This window comes from Hymenobacter polaris, assembly GCF_012927305.1.
Classification (GTDB): domain Bacteria; phylum Bacteroidota; class Bacteroidia; order Cytophagales; family Hymenobacteraceae; genus Hymenobacter; species Hymenobacter polaris.
The window spans coordinates 33,771-55,465 of the sequence record NZ_JABBGH010000004.1; the positions used below are offsets into that span (position 1 = coordinate 33,771).

Annotated in this window: 10 protein-coding genes; 2 read left to right on the forward strand and 8 right to left on the reverse strand. The window is 64.4% G+C overall.

Annotation, left to right across the window (positions count from 1 at the left end):
- Positions 1-66: 66 nt before the first annotated feature.
- The 7 genes from HHL22_RS21960 to HHL22_RS21990 form a co-directional block, all read right to left on the reverse strand.
- The gene (locus HHL22_RS21960) at positions 67-1,191 is read right to left on the reverse strand and encodes a glycan-binding surface protein (RefSeq protein ID WP_169533582.1); all 1,125 of its coding nucleotides are present in this window, start codon (positions 1,189-1,191) and stop codon (positions 67-69) included.
- 71 nt (positions 1,192-1,262) lie between these two features.
- Complete coding sequence (locus tag HHL22_RS21965; protein WP_169533583.1) at positions 1,263-2,939, reverse strand: RagB/SusD family nutrient uptake outer membrane protein; 1,677 nt, start codon at positions 2,937-2,939, stop codon at positions 1,263-1,265.
- Positions 2,940-2,963: 24 nt separating this feature from the next.
- On the reverse strand, positions 2,964-6,140 hold the full coding sequence (locus HHL22_RS21970) for a SusC/RagA family TonB-linked outer membrane protein (RefSeq protein ID WP_169533584.1): 3,177 nt from the start codon (positions 6,138-6,140) through the stop codon (positions 2,964-2,966).
- Between the two features lie 612 nt (positions 6,141-6,752).
- Positions 6,753-8,525 carry a glycoside hydrolase family 9 protein gene (locus HHL22_RS21975; RefSeq protein ID WP_169533585.1) on the reverse strand — a complete coding sequence of 591 codons (1,773 nt, stop codon included), beginning with the start codon at positions 8,523-8,525 and terminating at the stop codon, positions 6,753-6,755.
- Between the two features lie 227 nt (positions 8,526-8,752).
- Complete coding sequence (locus HHL22_RS21980) at positions 8,753-11,146, reverse strand: beta-glucosidase (RefSeq protein ID WP_169533586.1); 2,394 nt, start codon at positions 11,144-11,146, stop codon at positions 8,753-8,755.
- A gap of 203 nt (positions 11,147-11,349) precedes the next feature.
- Positions 11,350-13,974, reverse strand: coding sequence for a beta-mannosidase (locus tag HHL22_RS21985; RefSeq protein ID WP_169533587.1), 2,625 nt, complete (start codon positions 13,972-13,974; stop codon positions 11,350-11,352).
- Positions 13,975-14,477: 503 nt separating this feature from the next.
- On the reverse strand, positions 14,478-16,472 hold the full coding sequence (locus HHL22_RS21990) for a glycoside hydrolase family 97 protein (RefSeq protein WP_169533588.1): 1,995 nt from the start codon (positions 16,470-16,472) through the stop codon (positions 14,478-14,480).
- A gap of 455 nt (positions 16,473-16,927) precedes the next feature.
- On the opposite strand from HHL22_RS21990, the gene HHL22_RS21995 reads away from it, so the two are divergent.
- Positions 16,928-18,400 carry a sialate O-acetylesterase gene (locus HHL22_RS21995; RefSeq protein WP_169533589.1) on the forward strand — a complete coding sequence of 491 codons (1,473 nt, stop codon included), beginning with the start codon at positions 16,928-16,930 and terminating at the stop codon, positions 18,398-18,400.
- A gap of 37 nt (positions 18,401-18,437) precedes the next feature.
- Here the strand turns inward: HHL22_RS21995 and HHL22_RS22000 are convergent, their stop codons facing one another.
- A complete protein-coding gene (locus HHL22_RS22000) occupies positions 18,438-19,313 on the reverse strand; it encodes an AraC family transcriptional regulator (protein WP_169533590.1) in 876 nt (291 codons plus the stop codon).
- 500 nt (positions 19,314-19,813) lie between these two features.
- On the opposite strand from HHL22_RS22000, the gene HHL22_RS22005 reads away from it, so the two are divergent.
- Positions 19,814-21,646, forward strand: coding sequence for a sodium:solute symporter family protein (locus HHL22_RS22005; protein ID WP_169533591.1), 1,833 nt, complete (start codon positions 19,814-19,816; stop codon positions 21,644-21,646).
- The last annotated feature ends 49 nt before the right edge of the window (positions 21,647-21,695 follow it).

Genomic DNA, 21,695 nt, shown 5'->3' on the forward strand with positions numbered 1-21,695 from the left:
CGTGCGGTAGAGATGCTCCGGCAAGCGGACGCCAGATGAGCATGACGTTCTAGTGGGCAGAATCCGCTAGTCTTTGGGCACGATGCGGAACGTGTCGAACGACATGTCGGCGTCGAGCGCGCCGTCGCCGAGGAAGACGAACTTGCACTCGTGCAGCGGCTTGTTCAGGTCGGCTGGCTTGTTGATGAAGTTGCTCAGCGGAATCGTGACCGTGCTCCACTGCCCGCGGGTGCTGAAGGGGGTGGCCGGCGTCCAGGTATAGGTGTTGGTCGAAGCAGCATCCCCGTCAATCGACATCCGGATGGCATTGGTACTGAACGGCTTGAGGGTGTTCACCTCGAACCGCAGCACGTAGTTGCCGGGGTTTTTCACCACGTCGGCGGGCAACGCGATGTTGTTGTTCGTGGAGAATTCCGTCCAGGCCCAGGCGCCGATAGACTGGTTGACGCGCACGTAGGGGCCGTTGACGGGGGCCGGCGTGGGGCCGCTGGTAATGAACGTGCTGCTGCCCCACACGCTGCCGTTGGTGTCGTAGCCGAAAATAACGTTGCGGTTGTCCTTGTAGCGGCCGGGCACGGCGGTTTCCTTGCCGTTGGCGTCCACTACTTTCAGCGTGGCGCCGGCCGTGGCGCCGCTCGGTACCACGAAGTACACCGAGTCGGCGGTGGTTTTGGTGATGGGCACGGCCGTGCCATTCCAGAGGATTTTGCCCTTGGCGGGCGTCACCTCGTATAGGTCGAAGTTCATGCCCACCACGGCCGCCTTCTGGCCGGGCGCGGCGTACTCGTTGCTCAGGCCCGTGGCCGAGAGGGCCGGAATGTTGAGCTTATAGCTGGTCTGGGCCGTGCCGCCGGCCGTGGTCACGGTCACGGTGTTGGTCACGCTCTTGGGCACCACGCGGGGCACCTGCACCGTAATCTCGGTGGCGGTGACGTAGGCGTCGGTCAGCGACACGTCCACGTCGTTGAACGAGACCTGGCTGGCGTTGCAGAGGTTGGTGCCGTGCAGGATAACCCAGTCGGCGAGCGCCCCCGTGGTGCTGGCGGTGTTGCGGTCAGTGGTCGAGGTGACGCTGCTCAGGGTGGGGGTGCCGCCGCACACGTCGGCGTCGTCTTTCTTGCAGCCCCCCAGGGCCAGCGCGCCGGCCAGGGCTACCCCCAGGGCAGCTTTGGGTAGTAATGAGTAGTTCATGAGTGGGTAAAGCGCAAAGCGTGAAGAAAGTAGCCGGGCGGCGCGCGGGGCGCCGCCCGGCGCCCGAGGGCCTACCAGCCGGGGTTGTTACCCGAGATTTCGTGGTTGATGTTCAGCTCCGTGACCGGGATGGGCATGAGCAGGTGCTTGGTGGTGCGGCGCTTGAGCACGTTGTTCTCGTCGTTGTCGATGGCGTTCATCACGGGCAGGTAGATGCCCCAGCGCAGCAAGTCCCAGCGGCGGTCGCCTTCCTGGGCCAGCTCGCGGCGGCGCTCCTCCAGCACAAACGAGCGGAAGGCCTGCTGGCTCATGGTCTTCACCTCGGAGGCCCCGTTGCGGCGCCGAATCTTGTTCACGGCCTCCAGGGCCTCGGCCGTGGGGCCGCCGCTGGCCTCGTTGGCGGCCTCGGCGTAAATGAGCAGCACATCGGGGTAGCGCAGCAGCGGGTAGTTGAAGTTGCCGCGCGTGACGGTGCGGTCGCTCACGGCCTCAAACTTGCGCAGCCGGGCCACGTGCGCGTCGTCCACGCCCGATACGTCGGTGGGCAGGTAGCCGTAGCGGGCGCGCTTGGCCTGGGCGCTGGCGCTTTGGTCCTTGCCGCTCACCACCAGGCTGTCGGTGATGGGGTAGTAGTTGAAGTTGCCGTACAGCTTGAAGCGGTGCAGCACGCCGTCGGTCACGCGTTGGTCGTTCTCCTCAAACAGCCGGTACCAGTGGTCGGACGAAGCAATCCAGCCGCCTTCAATCTCGTTGTTGAGCGGGTTGATGCGCCCGATGTGGAACATCGAAACTTCGTTGCCGAAGTTCGGGTCGTTGGAGATGGCTTGCAGCGACCAGATGTGCTCGCCCTTGTTCTGGTTGCCCACGCTCCACACCTCGGCGTGCGTAGGAAAGAGCGTGTACACGCCGCTGGTCATCACCTCCTGGGCCTTGTCGCGGGCCAGCTTGAAGTAGTCGGTTGCGTTCAATCCCTCCAGGCCCCCCACCACGGTTTTGGTGTAGGTGCTGGCTACGGGCGGCAGCAGCAGCTTCTTACCGCCCACCACCTTGTGGGTGGGGCCGCCCAGCACCGTTACCTGGGCGCCGCTCAGGGCACCCGAGGCCATCGTGACGTATACCTTGGCCAGCAGGCTCTTGGCTATCGTTTGGTTGGGGTGGCCCACAATGGCGCTGGCGGCCGGGTAGAGGTCGGTTTCGGCCGCTTTCAAGTCTTCAATAATGAAGGCGTACACGTCCTTCACGGGCGAGCGGGGCAGCTGGGGCGTTTCGCCGTCGGCCACGGCTTTTTTGAGCAGCGGCACCGGCCCGTAGGCGCGCACCAGCAGGTAGTAGCCCCAGGCGCGCAGAAACCGCAGCTGCGCGATGGCGTCCTTCTGGGCCGTTTCATCCATCGTCAGGGCCTGAATCCGGGCCATGGCAAAGCTGCAGTGGTTAATTAGGATGTAGGGGCCGTTCCAGCCGTTGTCGATGCCCCAATAGTTCTGGAAGTTGCCGGCCCCAATGTCGCCGAAGGCCCAGGTGGCGCCCGTGGCGTCGTCGTTGTCGTAGTCCCACAGGTTCGGGAAAGGCCCGTAGCGGAACATAGTTTCCCCGACAATCGTGTTGAGCGCCCCGTTCACGTAGAGGTCGGACGAGGTAATCTGGGCGGGGGCCACGCCGGACACCGGCTTCTCCGTCAGGAAGTCCTTGCACGAGGTGGCCCCCAGCAGCGAAGCCGCGAGCAGGGCCGTAGTAACTAGTTTTTTCATATAGCGCAGGTGGGAGAAAGGCGGTTAGAAGCCCAGGCGCACCCCTAGGGTATAGGTGCGGCTGTTGGGGTACGAGTTCATGTCCACGCCCCGGCGGGTGGCGTCGCCAGCGAAGGCGCTCACGTCCGGGTCAAACCAGCTGTACTTCGTGATGGTAAACACGTTGCCGATGGCCCCGTACAGGTTGATGGTATCGATAAAGGGCAGGGGCTTGCTGAAGACGTAGCCGAAGTTGATGTTCTTCAGGCGCACGTAGGACCCGTCCTCCACCAGGCGGTTGGAGAGGCGCAGCTGGCGCGTGTCGGCGGTCAGGGGCTTGGGCCAGGTGGCGGTGGCGGCGGTTTCGGGCGTCCAGCGGCCGTCGTACACAAACTGCGGGATGTTGGCCACCTGGCCTTCCCGAATCTGGTACAAGTTGCTGTTGACGATGTTGTTACCCTGCACGCCCTGCACAAACACGCTCAGGTTGAAGCCCCGGTACGAGAAGTTGTTGGTGACGCCGTAGGCGTACTTGGGGTTGGTGTTGCCGATGATGGTGCGGTCGGAGGCGCTGATGCTGGTGGGGTCGTTGTCGAGGTTCTTGTACTTAATCTCCCCAATCTGCTGGCGCTGAATGGCTTCCGACTGGTTGGCGAACTGCGGGTCGGCCTTCACCTCGGCCAGGTTGTCGTAGAAGCCGTCCTCCACGAAGCCGTAGATGGCCCCGATGGGCTGGCCGTTGCGCTGCAGGAAGAACTGGTCGGCGCCGAAGTACAGGCGCGGGGCGTACTGGTCGCCGGGCAGGTCCTGCAGCTTGTTGCGGTTGAAGGAGATGTTGGCGTTGATGTCCCACTTGAAGCGCTGCGTGGCCACCAGCGTGCCGAGGCCCGAAATTTCGAGGCCCTTGTTCTCGACCGAGCCGAAGTTGGTTTGCTGGTAGAACGAGCCGCTGCTGGGGTTGAGCGAGATGCGCTGCAGCAGGTCGCGGGTGAGCTTGCGGTACACGTCCACCGTGAAGGTGAAGCGGTTCTGCATAAAGCCCAAGTCGATACCGGCGTTGAACTGGCCGGTGGTTTCCCAGCGCAGGTTCGGGTCGGCCGGGCCCACGTAGGGGTTGTCGGAGTAGCCGGCCTGCTGGTTGCCGCCCAGCACGTAGGGCGTGTAGTAGAGCAGGGCCAGCGTGCCGTAGGGCCCGATGGCCTGGCTGCCGGTTTGGCCGTAGCCGCCGCGCAGCTTCAGGGTGCTGAACACGTGGTTGCCCTCCATGAAGCGCTCCTCGTTCACGTTCCAGCCCACCGAGAACGAGGGGAAATTGGCGTATTTGTTGGCGTCGCTGAAGCGGCTCGACCCATCGCGGCGGAACGAGAACGTGGCCATGTAGCGGCCTTTGTAGCTGTAGTTTATGCGGCTCAGCAGCGACATAATCGCGCCGTCCGACTTGCTGCTGTTGAGCTGCTTCTGGTTGGCCCCGTTGCCGATGCTGTTGTCCTGCAGCAGGTCGTCGGGGAAGCCCGTGGCCGACATGCTGCGGATGTAGTAGCTGTTGTTTTCGCGCGTCACGCCCACCACGGCGTTCACCGAGTGGTCTTTGCCAAACGTCTTGTTAAAGCTCAGGATAGACTCCAGGGTGAGCGCCCGCCAGGTATCGTCCGATACGAAGGCGGAGCCGTTCACGGTGCGGCCTTCCTGCAGGCGGCGGCCGTAGTACACCTCCCGGTTGTTGCCGCTAAAGTTCACCCCGATGTTCTGCCGAAAGCTCAGCCAGGGTGTAAACTGCAGCTGCACGTAGTTGGCCGAGTAAATGCTGGTGGAAGCCGTCTGGTCTTTGGCCTGCTGCAAGTAAATCAGCGGGTTGGCGGCGGCATACCACGAAATGTTGTTTTCGCGGGCCAGCGAAGCGGCGTCTACCACCGTGGGGTAAGTAGGCGGAAACACCAGGGCCGAGCTGATGAGGCTGGACTCGTTGCCGTTGGAGTTGGACTTGGCCAGGTTGTAGCTGCTGAAGGTGACGTTGTTGCTGGTGCCAAACTCCAGCCACTTAAACACCTTGCGGTTGATGTTGGCCTGCAGGCCGTAGCGCGTGAAGCCGGAGTTCTTCACGATGCCCTGCTGGTCGAGCACGTTGCCCGAGATGGAGTAGCCACCCTTGTCGCTGCCGCCCGACAGGCGCACGGTATAGTCTTTGGTAAGGGCGGTGCGGAAAATCTGGTCCTGCCAGTTGGTACCCGTAAAGCCGTCGGGGTAAGAGGTGCCCTGCAGGCCGGTGAGGTAGTCTTCAGGGGCGGGTAGGCGCACTACCTTACCCGTGAGGGGGTCTAGGGCCGTGATGCCGGGAAAAGGCGCCCGGTAAGGCGTGGCTCCGTTGTACGTAATGGCGTTTTGGTACGCCTCGTTCTGAAACAGGGCATAGTGATAGGCGTCGAGCACCTGTACGCGCTTCGAGATTTGCGAGAGGGTAGTATTGGCAACTACCTCTACCTTATCGGTGCCGGCCTGGCCCTTTTTGGTTTGGATAAGCACCACGCCGTTGGCCCCGCGCGCGCCGTAGATGGCCGTAGCCGAGGCATCCTTGAGAATCTCCATGCTGGCAATGTCCTGGGGGTTCAGGAACGACAGCGCGTTGGTGCTTTGCTGCGTGGCATTGCCGGTGCCCGCCGAGGCCGCCGTAGCGGCCGGCGCGATGTAAGGAATGCCGTCAATCACGTACAGCGGCTCGGTATTGCCCGAGAGCGAGTTGGCCCCCCGGATGGTGAGGCTGATGCCCGCGCCGGGCGCCCCGTCGCTGCGGTTTACCGACACGCCTGCCACCTGCCCTTGCAGGCCCTGGTTGATGCTGGTGGGTACGGTTTTGAGGATGTCCTCGGTTTTCACCACCGACACCGAGCCAGTGAGGTCGCGCTTCTTGATGGTGCCGTAGCCCACCACTACCACTTCATCGAGGGCCTCCTGCTCCTCCATCCCCACGTCGAGGGTGGTGGTTTGGCCGTTCACGGTGCGCTCGGTGGGCTTAAAGCCGATGTACGAGAACACGAGCACGGAATTGGCCGCGGGCAGGGCCAGGGCGTAGCTGCCGTCGGAGTTGGAGGTGGTGCCGCGGGTAGTACCCTTCACCACGATGCTGACGCCCGGCAGGCGCTCGCCTTTCTTGGCATCGGTCACGACGCCCTTGACGGTAACCTGGGCCACCGCGCACAAAGGCGCGGCAGCTAAAGCGGAAACCACTATTAACGGGGTAAAATTCTTCATATAGCCCTAGGGTGAGACTGAAACAGTGATTAAGCGCGCCTTCCCGCGTGAAGGCGCGGAGGGGGCCGCGACCCCGCCGGCCACTAAAGCCAGCCGGATGCGAGCGGCCAGGGCACGGGGTTACGCCGACGAGAATCGCTGTTTCATGGGGGTGGGACTTTGAAATAGAAAAGGGCGGTAGGAAGCAGCGGCCGCCTCTAGACGAGCCATAGCTGCAAGCGGCACCTCACAATCGATTGCGGAGGAATGCCATCGATAAGCCGTGAGTGTTTGGGGCAGAAATATAGGTTACTAAAACCCGGCAGCTGTACATTTTTTCACCATAATTTCACACACTGATACTCATTTAACCTATCGCGCCTAGAGTTAAATTTTGAACTATATTGAGTATAGTATTCACTACATTAAACTAAGTAGATATTCATTTTTAATATTTCCTGAATTTCTGATTAGCTTTTCATGAAGAGGACCTGTACTATATTATCAAGAAGTTAAAGCAGGCGAGTAGCTTCATTCGCGAAAAAATAAAGCCGCCGTCGCGTAGCCTAGGCTACGCGACGGCGGCTTTGGCCCTAGGCCGCGAAAAGGCTACCTACCCGCTGGGGCCGGCGCTGCAAAGCCAGCCGGCACTTGCAGGGCCTCCAGGGCGGTGGCCAGGTACACCAGCGGCGCCTGCCAGTTGATGGCAATTTCATTGGAGGCGTACGAACACACAGTGTCGGAGTAGGCTAGCGGAGGCAGGGCCGAGGGGTAGGCGCAGTGGTCCTGGCGGCCAGGGTTGGGGCCGCCCACCAGCAGGCCGGGCACCGGCGCAGCCACGCCATCAGCCTCCGAGAGGCGGTGGTGCGGGTGCTGGGGCGAGTGGGTACCCGCACCGGTCACGAAGCAGTAGCCCGTGGCGTTGCGCCCCAGCAGGTAGTCGAGGTTGGCCAGGGCGGCGCGCAGGTAGCGAGGCTGCCCGCTGAGGCGATAGGCCTGCACCAAGGCAATGCCCTGGTTGGCCGCCACCGAGTTGCTGCCCCAGGTGTAGTCGGCGGCCTGGTGGCCCATGGCGGTGCCGGTGGCGCTAGCGGCCGCGCCGGCCAGCAGGCTGTCGGCCAGCGCCAGTAGCTGCCGGCGCACCGGCGGCGCGGACTGGGCCCCCAGGGCAGCCAGGGCCTTGGGGTGGCAGGCTAGGGTGTAGAGGGCCAGCGTGCGCACCCGGCTCCAGCCGGGCAGCGGCGCCGAGGTGGCGGCGGGCAGCGGCGCGGCCTGGTAGTAGCTAAGCTGACCGGTCGTCACATACAGCTCGGTGGCGGCCCACTGCCATTCGTCGCGCAGGTCGTGGTCGCCGTACTCGCCGGTGCTGATGGCGGGTTGAAACTGTTGGTTGATAGCCGCTTGGTCGTAGTACACGGCCGGGTGCTGCCGGGCCCAGCCCCAGGCCCGGATGGCGGCCTGCTGGCACGAGTCGGCCAGGCCCGGCAGCGGGCGGCCGAAGCCCCGGAATACGCGGCTGGCCTGGGCCAATACGGCGGCGAAGTCGAGGGCGGCGGCCGTGCTTTTCTGCACCACGTAGCGCGGCGTGGTGCAGGCGGCGGGCATCACCATGCCGTCGAAGCCGGCGTTGGTGAGCTTGTGGTACACGCCGCCGTCGGCCGGGTCCTGCATGGTGAGCAGCCAGCGCAGGTTGCAGAGCGCCTCGTCGAGCACGTCGGGCAGGGCGTTGGTGCTTTCGGGAATGTGCTCATCAAGGCGGGCGCAGTAGGCGGGAAAGTCCTCGTAGAGCGAAAGCAGCGTACCTAGCGTGATGCCCGAGTTGACGACGTACTTGTTATAGTCGCCGGCATCGTACCAGCCGCCGGGGCTGGCCAGCACCGCACCCGCCGGCCGCCCCGGCCCCGCCGCCGAGGGGTGCACCAGCACCTGCCGGTCGGGGTGCCCGGCCGGGCGGCTCAAGGCCCCGGCGTAGGCGGGCGGCAGCGCCACCGAGGCCCGCTGGTAGTAAAAGCCCTTGAGGGCGGCCTGCGCCAGCCCGGCGTGCACCCGGGGCCCGATGCGGAATGGTGCCGATGCCCCCGCGCCCGGCACCGTCAGCACGAAGGTGCCCGTGTCGTGGCAGGCGGTAAAATCGGCCAGCTGCACCGCTCGCTGGGCCAGCGTGTCGCGCCGCCCCGGCCCCAGCTGCCCCGTAAACACTGCCGCCTGGCTGCCCGGCCGGGTGAGGGAGAACGTGCGGCCGCCCGCGCCGGCCACCACCGCCACCTTGGGAGCCAGCGGGTAGAAGCCCACCTGGTTGAGCTGAAGCGCCGACTGGGCGCGCAACGGCCGGGCCGCCAGCAGGCAGCCCAGCAGCAGGTAGACGGACAGGGGCGGGCGCATGAGGTTGACCATTAGGAAGCTTAGGCGGTATACCACCAAGCTCCTGCTTGGTGAGGACGTCAGAACGACTCGCCCTCCGCGTGCTGCCAAGCAGGAGCTTGGCGCTGCAATTGTTGGGCGGTGTACCACCAAGCTCCTGCTTGGTGCCTCGTTGAACGAGTCGCCCTCCACGGGCTGCCAAGCAGGAGCTTGGCGCTACACTCGGCTGGCTCCCTTCTTTCCAAGGCCTAGCGCCCGGTGGCCTGGGCCGTGGCCCCCGCATAGCGGAAGCGGGCTTTTTGGTCGCCCACGCGCAGGGTGAAGAAGCCGTCTTCGAGCAGGCGCTGGCCGCTGGCGGCGGGGTAGCTCAGGTCGCGTTGGGGCTCGATGGCGAAGGTTAGCGTGCGGGTTTCGCCGGGCGCGAAGGACTGCTTCTCGAAGTGCTTGAGCAGGCGCACGGGGCGGGTGATGCGGCCCACCTCGTCGGTCAGGAACCAGAGCACGGCCTCTTTGCCGACCCTGGGACCGGTGTTGGTGACTTGCACCGTGGCCCGGACCGTGCCGTTGCTGCTTAGCACCGAGTCGGCTAGCTGCAGGTTGGCGTAGCGGAAGCTGGTGTAGCTCAGGCCGGTGCCGTACTCGGTGAGCATAGTGGTTTTGATAGCCTTGGTGTCGCGGTTTTCGAAGCCCGCGCCGAAGTCACTCAGCTCCAGGCTGTTCTCGTTGTTGTCGTGGTGGTAGTTGGCGATGTGGCCAGCGGCCTGGGGGTAGGTGAAGGGCAGCTTGCCGCTAGGGTTGGTGGTGCCGCTAATGATTTCGGCCAGCGCCTGCCCGCCGCCGAAGCCCGGCAGCCCGGCCCAGAGAATGGCTGGCGACCCGTCGGCGACGGGCCGGATAATGTTGGGCCGGCCGCCAATCATGACTAGTACGGTGGGCTTGCCGCTGCTTTGGGCGGTGCGCACCAGCGCCTGCTGGTCGGCGGGCAGGGTCAGGTCGTTGGTGTTGCCCAGGCCTTCGGCGTAGGGCTTCTCGCCCAGAGCCAGCACCACGGCGTCGGCGCGGCGGGCGGCGGCCAGTACGCTGGCTGCCAAGGGCTTGCCGGCGGCATCCTGGTAGGGCACGGTTTCGATGACGGCCTGGGGGTACTCGCGCCGCAGGGCGGTGAGCAGCGAGGGCACGTCGGCGGGGTACTGGCTTTCGGCGCGGCCCTGCCAGGCTAGCGTCCAGCCGCCCGCCAGGTTGGCCCGCGAGTCGGCCGAGGGGCCCACTACCAGCAGGCGCTTCACACGAGCCGGAGTCAGGGGCAGGGTGTTTTGCTCGTTTTTGAGCAGCACGATGCTCTCGCGGGCGGCCTCCAGGGCGTGCTGGCGGTGCTCGGGGGCGCCGATGCGGCCCAGGCGGTCGGCGCGGGGCAGGGGGTTGTCGAACAAACCCAGCTCCTCTTTCAAGGTCAGCACGCGGCCGGCCGAAAGGTCGATGCGCGCCTGGGTGAGGCGGCCCTCCTGCACCAGCTCCTTCACGAGGCGGCAGAAGTTGGTGTTGTAGGGCGTCATGGCCATGTCGATGCCCGCGTCGAGGCAGCGGAAGGTGGCTTCCTTCTCGTTGGGCTCGGTTTTCTGCACCGTTACCAAGCGCAGGATGTCCTGCCAGTCGGTCACGGCCACGCCCTTGAAGCCCATCTGGGTGCGCAGCAAATCGGTCAGGATAGCCTTGGAGGAGTGCACCGGCTCGCCGTTAATCTCGCCGCTGTTCACCATCACGGTCTTGAGGCCCGCGTCGATGGCGGCCTGGAACGAGGGCCGGAAAAACTCTTGGATGCGCTGCTCGGGAATGAGGGCGTTGGTGCGGTCCCAGCCGTTGCGCGGGTCGGAGTAGCCCAGGAAGTGCTTGCCGCAGCCGGCCACCTTGTAGGGCAGGATGTCCTGGTTGCCTTGCAGCTCCGTCACGTAGGCCGCACCCAGCGTGGCGGCCACCAGCGGGTCTTCGCCATAGGTTTCGTAGAAGCGCGGCCAGTACACGTTGAGGCCCAGGTCGAGCACCGGCGCGAACACCCACAGGTGCCCCAGGTCGGCCGATTCCATGACCGTGGCGCGGGCTTCCTGGCGGGCAAACTCGGGGTTGAAGGTGGCGCCCAGGTTGATGTTGTGGGGGAAGATGGCCGCCCCGCTCACGTAGCTCGCCCCGTGCATGTGGTCGATGCCGTACAGCATGGGAATGTGCAGCCGCGACTCGCGCATCGTAATGCGCTGCAGCGCCGCGAGCGTGCGCAGCCACTGCTGGGGCGGCACCGCCTCGCCATTCAGAAACGAGCCCACCCCGTAGTCGCGCACAAACGGCACGAGCTTGGCCGAGTCCAGGCTCACGTCCTTCTGCTCGCCGGTGTGGTTGATGGCCGCGTTGGTGAGCTGGGTCATCTGCCCGATTTTCTCTTCCAGCGTCATCTGCGCCAGCAGTTTCGTTACCCTAGGGCTCCACTGCGGCGCGGCCGGGGCCGCCGGCGCGGCCGTGGTGAGGGGCGTAGTTGCGGCCGTGGTGGGGGCAGCGGCCCGCTGGCAGGCGGCTAGCAGGGCGAGGGCGCCCAGGGCAGCCGGGGCCAGGCGGCGGAGCTTGCGGAGGTGAGAAGTGGCGTAAGGGAGGGGCATTAGAAGTTAAGTAAACTGTTACTGTGGCGGGTCGGCCTGGCGGGCAACCCCACCCCCGGCCCACGCCGCTTGATGCGCGGAATTCTCCGGGAGAGGGGAGCCACGGCACAAGCACACGCCTGCTGGCGTCAGGCTCCCCTCTCCCGGAGAATTCCGCGCATTAAGCGGCGTGGGCCGGGGGTGGGGTCCAATCGTTGGCGCCGCTAAAACGCCTCCGCCAGCGTGCGCACCACTAGGCGCTGACGCAGCTCGGCGAGGGTGGCGGCGCCTTCGCTTTTGAAGGTCAGCGTCTTGGTTTCGCCGGGCAGCAGGTCGAAGTAGTTGTCGTCGAAAAAGCCGTCGCCCTGGGCTAGCGACAGCCATACCTCGCGGGCCAAGGTTTTGTTGCGCAGCGTTACTTGGTAGGTGCTGTCGGTGGCCTGGCGCCAGGTGGCGGTGATGCCGGCTTTGGGCAGCGCCATGTCCTTGGGCCGGGCGAAGTAGTGGGTGTTGGTGGAGAGGGTGGCGCCGCCGGCCGTCAGCGCGCAGCTGAGCACCACTTTCGTGGCGTCGCGGCCTTTCAGCAGCTTGTCTTTCGGAATAGCGAGGTAGGCCTTGCTGGTCAGCGGCTCCACTTGCAGTGGGGCGGCTTGCTGGTAGAGCACCTTGCCGGCGAAGTCGAGCAGGCGTACTTGCAGGCTGGCCCCTAGGGCGCTGGTGCGGTCCGATACCACGTACACCCGCACCTGGTCGCCCTCCTCGTGGGGGCTCACCAGCACCGGGGCGTAGAAGCGCTTGGCGTAGTATTGCAGGGCCTTCCAGCGGCCGTAGTAGTCGATGCTCGACCACGAGGCCACGCCCCAGCAGTCGTCGAGCTGCCAGTACATCGAACCCATGGTGCGGGGCCGGCTGCGGCGCAGGTGCTCGGCGCTGAGCTTGATGGCCTGGGCTTGCAGCACCTGGCTCACATATAGGAAGGAGGCGAAGTCCTTGGGCTGCCGGTAGTCGCGCAGCAGGTACTCGGTCAGGCGCGGGTTGCCCACGGCGCTGCGCTGGTGCTCCTTCATCACGGGCGAGGCAATGTCGAGGTCGGCGGGCTGGGTAAACTGCTGCACCGATTTCAGCTCTGGAAACGACTGGAAACCGTACTCGCTCATGAAGCGCGGCACCTGCTTCTCGTAGTCGGAAATGGGGGCCGTGCTTCCCCACACGTCCCAGTAGTGCATGTCGCCGGTGGTTTGCGAGCCGGCGATGTCCTCAAAGTCCGACGACGGGCTCGACGACCAGTAGGGCCGGCTGGGGTCGTTTTCGTGCAGTACGGTGGGTATCAGGTCGCGGTAGAGGGTCAGGTAGTTGCTCCACACCTCCAGCTTGTGGCTGCCCATCTTCTCGGGCACGCCCCACTGCTGCCAGGCCACCTCGTTCTCGTTGTTGCCCACCCAGATGGCGATGCTTGGGTGGTCGCGCAGGCGCCGCACTTGGTAGGTCAGCTCCTGCCGCACGTTGTCGGTAAACTCGGGGTTGCCGGGATAGAACGAGCAGGCAAACAAAAAGTCCTGCCACACCAGCAGGCCCATCTCATCGCAGGTATCGTAGAAATACTGGTTTTCGTAGATGCCGCCGCCCCACACCCGCACCATGTTCATGTTGCAGTCGCGGGCCGCTTGCAGCAGCTGGTGGTAGCGCCTAGGGGTCACGCGGGTCTGGAAGATGTCGGCCGGAATCCAGTTCACGCCCTTGGCGAAAATCGGGATGCCGTTCACCACGAACTCAAACGACTTGCCGTAGAGGTCCTTCTCGCGGCGCAGGGCCAGCGTGCGCAGGCCGGTGCGGGTGCGGGCGGCATCGAGCGGGCGGCCCTGCTGCACCAGCCGCGCCCGGAAGGTGTAGAGCGGCTGGGCGCCGTAGCCGGCCGGGTACCAGAGCTGGGGGCTAGCCAGCTGCACCTCGGCCGTGGCCGTGTGGCGGCCGGGCTGCAAGGTCAGGGCCTGCTCCAGGCGCGGGCCGGGCTGGCCGTCGGGGCCGGTGGTTTCGAGCACCAGCGTGGCCGGGCCGCTGGCGGTGGCGGCGCCCTCCACCTCTACGGCCAGTGCCAGGGTAGCCGCCTGGGCGCTCAGCTGCCGCTGCACCACGTGGAAATCCGTGATTTTGGCCGCGTCCCAGGCCTCCAGCTGCACCGGCTGCCAGATGCCTAGGCCCACGAAGCGCGGGCCCCAGTCCCAGCCGTAGTGGTAGGGGGCCTTGCGGGTGTAGGGGCTCAGCACCGGGCCTTTGTCGCCCACGTAGCCCATGGCCTGCTCGTCGTTGATGGCAAACAGGTTATACCCATACTTCTTGGGCAAGTCGGCCACCTCGTTCAGGGGCGAGCGGAAGTGCACCAGCAGGCGGTTGGCGCCGGCCTTGAGCAGGGGCCGGGCCTCGGCCCGCCACTCCCGAAACATGTTGTCGGCGTGCAAGAGGGGCGTGCCGTTGAGCGTCACGTCGGCGTAGGTGTCGAGGCCCTTGAACACCAACTCCAGGTGCTGGCGCTGGAGCAGGGCCGGCGTCACGTCGAAGGTGGTTTCGTAGTCCCAGTCGGTTTTGCCAATCCACTGCAGCTTCCGCTCGTTGTCGCGGTAGAGCGGGTCGGGTATCTGCTTGGTCGCCAGCAAGTCGGTGTGCACGCAGCCGGGCACCGTGGCGGGCTGCCAGTTGTCTTTGCCGGCCTGGTGAAAGCGCCAGCCGGTGAGAATGGGCTGGATGGTTTTGCCAGTTTCGGCGGCGGCCGGTTGCTGCGCGGCGGCGGGCAGGGCAGCGGCCAGCAGCGCCAGGCCGGCCAACTGCCGCACCGGAGTAGAAAGAAGGCGCACGGGAGAAAATGCGGGAAAGGAAGGGTGGGAAGGAAGGCGCTGACCGCGCGGCCGGTTTGTAGCGAAGCCCGCGCCGCATAGTATGGAACTAAGCACCGGCTGCCCCATAGGTAGCCTAGGGTAAAACAGCTGCCGCAAAGGTCCGCTGATTCCGTGCCCGCGAGTAATAGTTTACCAGCATTTACTTGTACTGATTTAACACCCGCGCCGTGTTCCTATGGTATCTGGGCCGGTAAAAGCTGCCCCTAGGGGTGCGAGGCGCTTTGTTGCGCAAGGTCTTATGAGTGAGGGCGAGTAATAGTATTTTGCTAGTGGCTACTACGCGGCTCTGCGAACCTCACCCCCTAGCCCCCTCTCCCGTGGAGAGGGGGAACTAGCTCTAATCTAGCTTTAGACTAAAAACCAATAGGTTAACCTAAGTTCTAAATCTAGAAACTAGTCCCCCCTCTCCACGGGAGAGGGGGCTAGGGGGTGAGGTTACCCACGGAGGGTGACCCCAGCGCCTACTGCACCGGGTAGATGCGGGCGGCCCAGCCGCCGCCGCTGCCCAGGTGCAGCGCGAGCTTGTCCTGGGCCGTGACGCGGCGCACCTCGCGCTGGTAGTCGGTGGCGTCGCGGTCGGCGTTGGGGCCGTCGCGGAAGAGCACCATTTCGTAGGTGCCGGGCCCTAGGAAGGCGCAGTCCAGGGTGAGGTCGCGGGCGGTCCAGTTGCTGAGGGCGCCCACGTACCAGGTGCGGCCCTGGCGGCGGGCCAGGGCGGCGCACTCGCCCACCTGGCCGGCCAGGGCCACCGTCTGGTCGAAGGTGGTGGGCACCTGGGCGATGAAATTGGTGCTTTCGGGCTCCTTCTGGTAGGCGCTGGGGCTGTCGGCCAGCATTTGCAGCGGAGCCTCAAACACCACGTACATCGCGAGTTGGTGGCAGCGGGTGCCCTGGCTCATGGGCAGCGCGTTGCTGGGGTGGAACTCGGCCTCGGTGGCGTTGCGCATGGCGCCGGGCGTGTAGTCCATCGGCCCGGCCACCATCCGGATGAAGGGGATGGTTACATCGTAGCGCGGCACGTCGTCGTGGAGCGTCCACTTGCTGTTTTCCAGGCCCTTCACGCCCTCGTAGTTGAGCACGTTGGGATAGGTGCGCTGCAAGCCGTCGGGCTTGTGCATGCCATGGAAATCCACCAGCAGGTGGTAGTCGGCCGCCCGGCGGGCCAGCAGGTACGACGATTCGACCATCTTCTGGTCGTCGCGGTCCAGAAAGTCAATCTTGAAGCCCTTGGCGCCCGTTTTAGCGTACTGCGCGTAGGCGGCCTCCATCTTCTCGCTGATGGCGTGCCAGTTGGCCCACAGGATAATGCCCACACCCTTCTGCTTGCCGTAGGCAATCAGCTCGGCCAGGTCGATGGCCGGCACCACCTGCAGAATATTGGTTTCCTGCGACCAGCCCTCGTCCAGAATTACGTATTCCAGCTTGTTGGCCGCCGCGAAGTCGATGTAGTACTTGTAGGTGAGTGTGTTGATGCCGGCCTTGAAATCGACGTGGGTCAGGTTCCAGTCGTTCCACCAGTCCCAGGCCACCTTGCCGGGCTTTATCCACGACACATCCTTCACCCGCGACGGGGCCGCGAGCTTGTACACCATATCGTTGTCGAGCAGAGCTTTGTCGTCGGTGCTCACCACCACCGCCCGCCACGGAAAGCTGCGCGTGCCGCTGGTTTGGGCGATGAAGTTGGCCCGCTCGGGCACTACTAGCTGCATGTTGTGGAAGCCGCCAGCTACTTCTTTAGCCGGGTAGCGGGCGAAGTCGCCATGCAGGCCGGGCGCGGCCGCGCCGTTGGCTTGCACGAACATGCCGGGGTAGTCCTCCACGTCCGATTCCAGCACCACCACCTTCTTGCCGCCGCTCACTTCCACCAGCGCCGGCAGAAACGCCAGCGTATCGGGCTTGATGGCCGAGAGCTTGAGCGGCGAGTACAAGCTCTCGAACGACGACATGTAGGGGTCGGTGGGCACGCGCAGGTCGCGCACCAGCGGCACCAGGGCCGGAAAATCCTGGGCGAAGTTGAAGGTAGCCTGCTCGCGCTGCACCGTCAAGCGGCCCTTGCGCCGGGTGAAGAAGCGGTAGGCCACCCCGTCGTTGTAGGCGCGCAGCACCAGACCGTAATTGCCCTTTAAGGTCAGCGTCAGCTGGTTGTAGTGGTCAACTACCTGGCTTTTCTTGTAAATCGGGCTGGCGATGGTCGTATTCACCGCCTCGGTCTTGGCGCTGGCCACCACGGCATTCCGGCCCAGCACCTCGCCCCTGGCCAACGTCAGCGCCAGGGCCGACGGTGTGATAATGGGCGTACCCGCGTGCTGCACCGCCCACTCAATGGTGGGGCCCACTTGCACGCTTAAATCGAGCTGCCCATCGGGCGATTTGACGTGGTAGGCGGTGAGGCGCTGGGCCCGGCCTGCCGAGGCCAGCAGCAGCAGCCCGCTTAGCAGGAGGTAGGTGGTACGCATGGGGGTGGGAAAGGAGCACATCAGCCGGAGCAGGCCGCTGGCTGCCCCGGGCCGCCGGCTGACGCCAAGCCGCGGGGCCGCGCAAAAAGCCGGTAGCTGCCCGCTAATAGGTTTTAGTACTGCGCAAAGAAAGGCAGGCGTTACCGTACTTGCGGCTGAAAAATCAAATTGAATAAAGCAAAAGTCCTGCGGCGCCCGGCCGGTGCCCTGGGGGCGCCGGTAGCCGAGAAGCTAGGGTGCATATGCAGGTAGTAGGTAGCTAAGGCAAAAGTCATGCTGAGCCTGTCGAAGCATCTCTACCGCAGCAGTAATCCCAACGGCAGGAGTTAGTGACGTGGTAGAGATGCTTCGGCAAGCTCAGCATGACGTTCTTTTTCAATTTGAGCGATTTTCTAACCAGCTTCCCTACCCCCGCACCTCTGCGCAACTATCCCACCCTTTCGCCCCCTGAGAGTATGAAAACCACCCTGGCTCTGGCGCTCGCCGCCGCCCTGGCGAGCCCCCTAGGGGCCCGCGCCACCGTGCGCTTGCCCGCCCTGGTGGGCGACCACCTGGTGCTGCAACGCAACGTGCCGGTACCCGTGTGGGGCTGGGCCGCGCCCGGCGAGCAAGTCACGGTCACGTTCCGGGGCCACAGCTACTCGGCCACGCCCGCAGCGGGGGGGCGGTGGCAGGTGATGCTGCCGGCCATGCCCGCCGGCGGGCCTTACACCATGACCATCCAGGGCCAGAACACCCTCACGGTGCAGGATATTTTGGTGGGCGACGTGTGGCTGGCCTCGGGGCAGTCGAACATGGAACTGCCGCTGCGCGACCCCAACGCCCCCAAGCCCGGCGCCTACCCGCTGCCCCTCATTGCCGAGCAAGAAGTGGCCGCCGCTAACTACCCGCAGATTCGGCAGTTTACGGTGAAGAAAACCGTGGCCTACCAGCCGCAGGCCGAGAACGAGGGCTACAGCTGGCAGGAGTGCAGCCCGGCTACGGCGGGCAGCTTCTCGGCCGTGGGCTACTTCTTCGCCCGCGACCTCTACCAGCGCTACCAGGTGCCCATTGGCCTCATCAGCAGCCCCTGGGGCGGCACCCCGGCCGAGGCCTGGGTCAGCCCCGAGGTCCTAGCGCAGCTGCCCGACTTCAAAGACAAAGTAGCCAGCTTGGCGGCGCCCGCCACGCCCGATAAAAACGCCCAGAATACGCCCACCGTGCTCTACAACGGCATGATTGCCCCGTTGCTCCCTTATGCCCTCAAGGGCATCATCTGGTACCAGGGCGAGAGCAACGTGGACCGGGCGGCGCAGTACCGTACGCTGTTTCCGGCCCTTATCCGCGACTGGCGCCAGCGCTTCGGCCAGCCCGCGCTGCCCTTCCTGTTCGTGCAGCTGGCCAACTTCACCAAGGAAACGCCGCTGCCGGCCAAGTCGGACTGGGCCGAGCTGCGCGAGGCGCAAGCCCAGGCCCTAGCCCTGCCCCACACCGGCATGGCCGTAGCCATCGACCTGGGCGAGGGTGCCGACATCCACCCGGCTAATAAGCAGGACGTGGGCCACCGCCTGGCCCTGGTGGCGCGCCAGGTGGCCTACGGCGACCAGCAGGTAGTGGCAGCCGGCCCCACCTACCAAAGCATGCGCGTAGCCAATGGCCAGGTGCACGTCAAGTTCGCCAATGCCAGCGCCGGCTTGCAGCTGCGCACCGGCACCACCACGCTCACGGGCTTCGCCGTGGCCGGGGCCGACCACCAGTTTCACTGGGCCTCGGGCACGCTGGCGGGCGCGGAGGTGGTGCTAACCTGCGCCGCCGTGCCCGCGCCCGTAGCCGTGCGCTACGACTGGGCCAACAACCCAACCGGCAACCTCTACAACCGCGAGGGCCTGCCCGCCGCCCCCTTCCGCACTGACCAGTGGGTGGGTGGTGCCGTGCAGGGGCAGCCCTAGGGGGGTGCGGTCCCGCCACCAGGGCGATTACACGCGCTCAAATAAATATCCGGCTGCCGGCGTAGTTGCTGCGAAACTCCTTGGGGGTGCAGCCCTTACGCTTTTTGAAGGTGCGGTTGAAGTTAGAGATGTTGTTGAAGCCGCACTTGTAGGCCACCTCCGTCACGTTGTGGGTGGTGTCGATGAGCAGGCGCGTGGCGTGGCCCAGCCGTATCTCGTTCAGGCTGTCGGTGAAGGTGTTACCCAAGCGCTTCTTGATGAAGCGGCTGAACGAGGTTTCGGGCATGTTGGCCACCTTGGCCACCTCGGCCAGCGTGATGGCCCGGCTGTAGTGAGTGTTCATGTAGGTGAATACCTTTTCGAGGCGGCGGCTGTGGTGGTTGGGCTGCTCATTATCGGCCGAGCTGGTGGAGAGCAGCCGCATGTTGCGCGACGTGGACAAGTCGTGCAGGATGGAAAACAACTCTAGCACCGAGTCGAAGCCGTGCTTGTGCTCCAGGCCTAGCAGGCGCGGCAGCAGGCGCTCGATAGTGTCGGGCGCGAACAGGATGCCGCGCTGCGCCATGTCGAACATGGCCTTGATGAAGCTGAGCTGGTTGCGCCGCAGCAGCCGGTCCTCAAACAGGTCGCGGTGAAACTGGATGGTCAGCTCCCGAATCTGCTTGCCCTGGCACTTGTGCGTAAACCAGGCGTGGTAGAGGTTGGGGCCCACCAGCACCAGCTCGGCGTCGCCGATTTCCTCTACGTGGTCGCCCACGATGCGCTTGGCCCCGCCGGCGTTCAGGATGAGGTTCAGCTCGTACTCCTCGTGGTAGTGCAGCGGAAAATCGAACTTCTCCTTCACCCGTGAAAACAGCATGAAACAGTCGCTCTGAGTGAGCGGCGTGATTTCACGCATAATCTCCTGTTTCATAGGGTAAATAGCTGATTGGGTGGGGAGTAGCTGGTAAGCGTGAGGTAGGGAAAAGGTGTAAGCATTGTTAGAAAGCCCACAATAGAACGTCATGCTCATCTGGCGTCCGCTTGCCGAAGCATCTTGGCTGGCGGTAATCATGCGGGTTTCGGCCAGCCAAGATGCTTCGGCAAGCGGACGCCAGATGAGCATGACCAGGCTTTTAATCACCCTTTTTTAGGTAATACTACTTCGGCAAAGTTGCCAATTACCAGCAAAATACTATCAGTAGTACTCATTACTTCCACTACGTTCAAAAAATACCTTGCGCGGCCCCAGGGCTACTTATAACCCCTAGGGTCGCGCAATGCCCAAGCGCACGAGCCAAATAAATACAAGCAAACGCAATAAAAGTATTATGCGCGGGGAAAGAAGCGGCGGACCTTTGCGCCATCCCAATTCCCACCCTAGGCAGCGGGCGCCGCGCCCAGCCGCGGCGCCCGGCACGCCTACGTTTGTGCATGAAGCTCCACCTGCTTGATTTTTTACTGATTGCCGCGTACCTGCTTACCACGGTGGGTATCGGTCTCTACTACCGCAAGAAAGCCAGCCAAAACAAAGACAGCTACCTGCTCGGCGGCAAAACCCTACCCTGGTACAAGCTGGGCCTGAGCGACGCCTCCGACATGTTCGACATCAGCGGCACCATGTGGATGGTGAGCCTCTGCTTCGTGTACGGCATGAAAAGCATCTGGATACCCTGGCTGTGGCCGGTGTTCAACCAGGTTTTCCTCATGATGTACCTCTCGCGTTGGCTGCGCCGCTCCAACGCCAGCACCGGCGCCGAGTGGCTGGCCACCCGCTTCGGGCAGCGCGGGCCGGGCGTCACGGCCTCGCACCAGGTGGTCATTGCCTTCGCCCTGCTCAGCTGCCTGGGGTTTCTGGCCTACGGCTTCGTGGGGCTGGGCAAGTTCATGGAAATCTTCATCCCCTGGAGCCTGGTCAAGCCTTACGTGCCCTTCGCGGTGGCGCCGCAGTACGTGCCGCACCTCTACGGCATCGTGTTCACGCTCTTTGCTACGTTCTATTCCATTCTGGGCGGTATGCACAGCATTGTGCTGGGCGATATTATTAAGTACGCCGTGATGACGGTGGCCTGCGTGGCCATCGCCACCATTGCCTACCTGCGCCTGCGCGGGCACGAGCTGGCGGTGCCCGCCGGCTGGTTCAACCCCTTCTTCGGCTGGCGCCTGGGGCTCGACTGGTCGCGGCTCATCCCGGCGGTCAACAGCAAGATTGCCGCCGATGGGTACTCGCTGTTCGGCATCTTTTTCATGATGATGGCCTTCAAGGGCGTGTTCGCGTCGCTGGCCGGGCCGGCGCCCAACTACGACATGCAGAAAATCCTGAGCACGCGCTCGCCCATCGACGCCAGCAAGATGAGCGGCTTCGTGTCGATTATCCTGCTGCCCATCCGCTACGCGCTCATCGTGGGCCTCACCATCCTGGGGCTGCTTTATTACCACCAGCTCAACCTCAAGGCGCCCGACGGCAGCATCGACTTCGAGCGCATTCTGCCGCTCACCATCAACAACTTCCTGCCCACCGGGCTGGTGGGGCTGGTGCTCACGGGCCTGCTGGGCGCGTTCATGGGCACGTTCAGCGGCACCGTGAACGCGGCGCAGGCCTACGTGGTCAACGACATCTATATCAAGTACATAAATCCGCACGCCAGCACCCGGCGCATCATCTCGATGAACTACCTGGTGGGCGTGGGGGTGGTGACGCTCGGGGTGGCCCTGGGCTTTTTGGCCAAGGATGTAAACACGGTCTTGCAGTTCATCGTGTCGGCGCTCTATGGCGGCTACATCGCGGCCAACGTGCTCAAGTGGCACTGGTGGCGCTTCAACGCCACGGGCTTCTTCTGGGGCATGGCGGTGGGCATCGCGGCGGCGATGGTGCTGGGCGCCTTCGCCCCGGCCAGCCAGCTGCTGTACTGGTTTCCGGTGCTGTTCGGCGTGTCGCTGGCCGGCTCGGTGGCCGGCACCTACCTGGCCCCGCCCACCGAGCCGGCCGTGCTCCAGCACTTCTACCGCACCGTGCGGCCCTGGGGCTTCTGGGGCCCGGTGCTGGCCCAGGTGCAAGCCCAGGAGCCGGGCTTCCAGTCCAACCGCAACTTCGGGCGCAACATGCTGAACGTGGCCCTAGGCATCGTGGCCCAGCTGGCGCTCACCATCCTACCCATGTACCTGTTGCTGCGCCAGCACGGTCCGTTGGCCATCACGGTGGCGCTGCTGGTGGTGGTGGGCTTCATCCTGAAAAAGACCTGGTGGAACCGCCTGGCCGATGATTGATTAGTGGTCAGCTGCTAGCTATTGGCTGTTAGCTAGCAGCTTTTTTCTA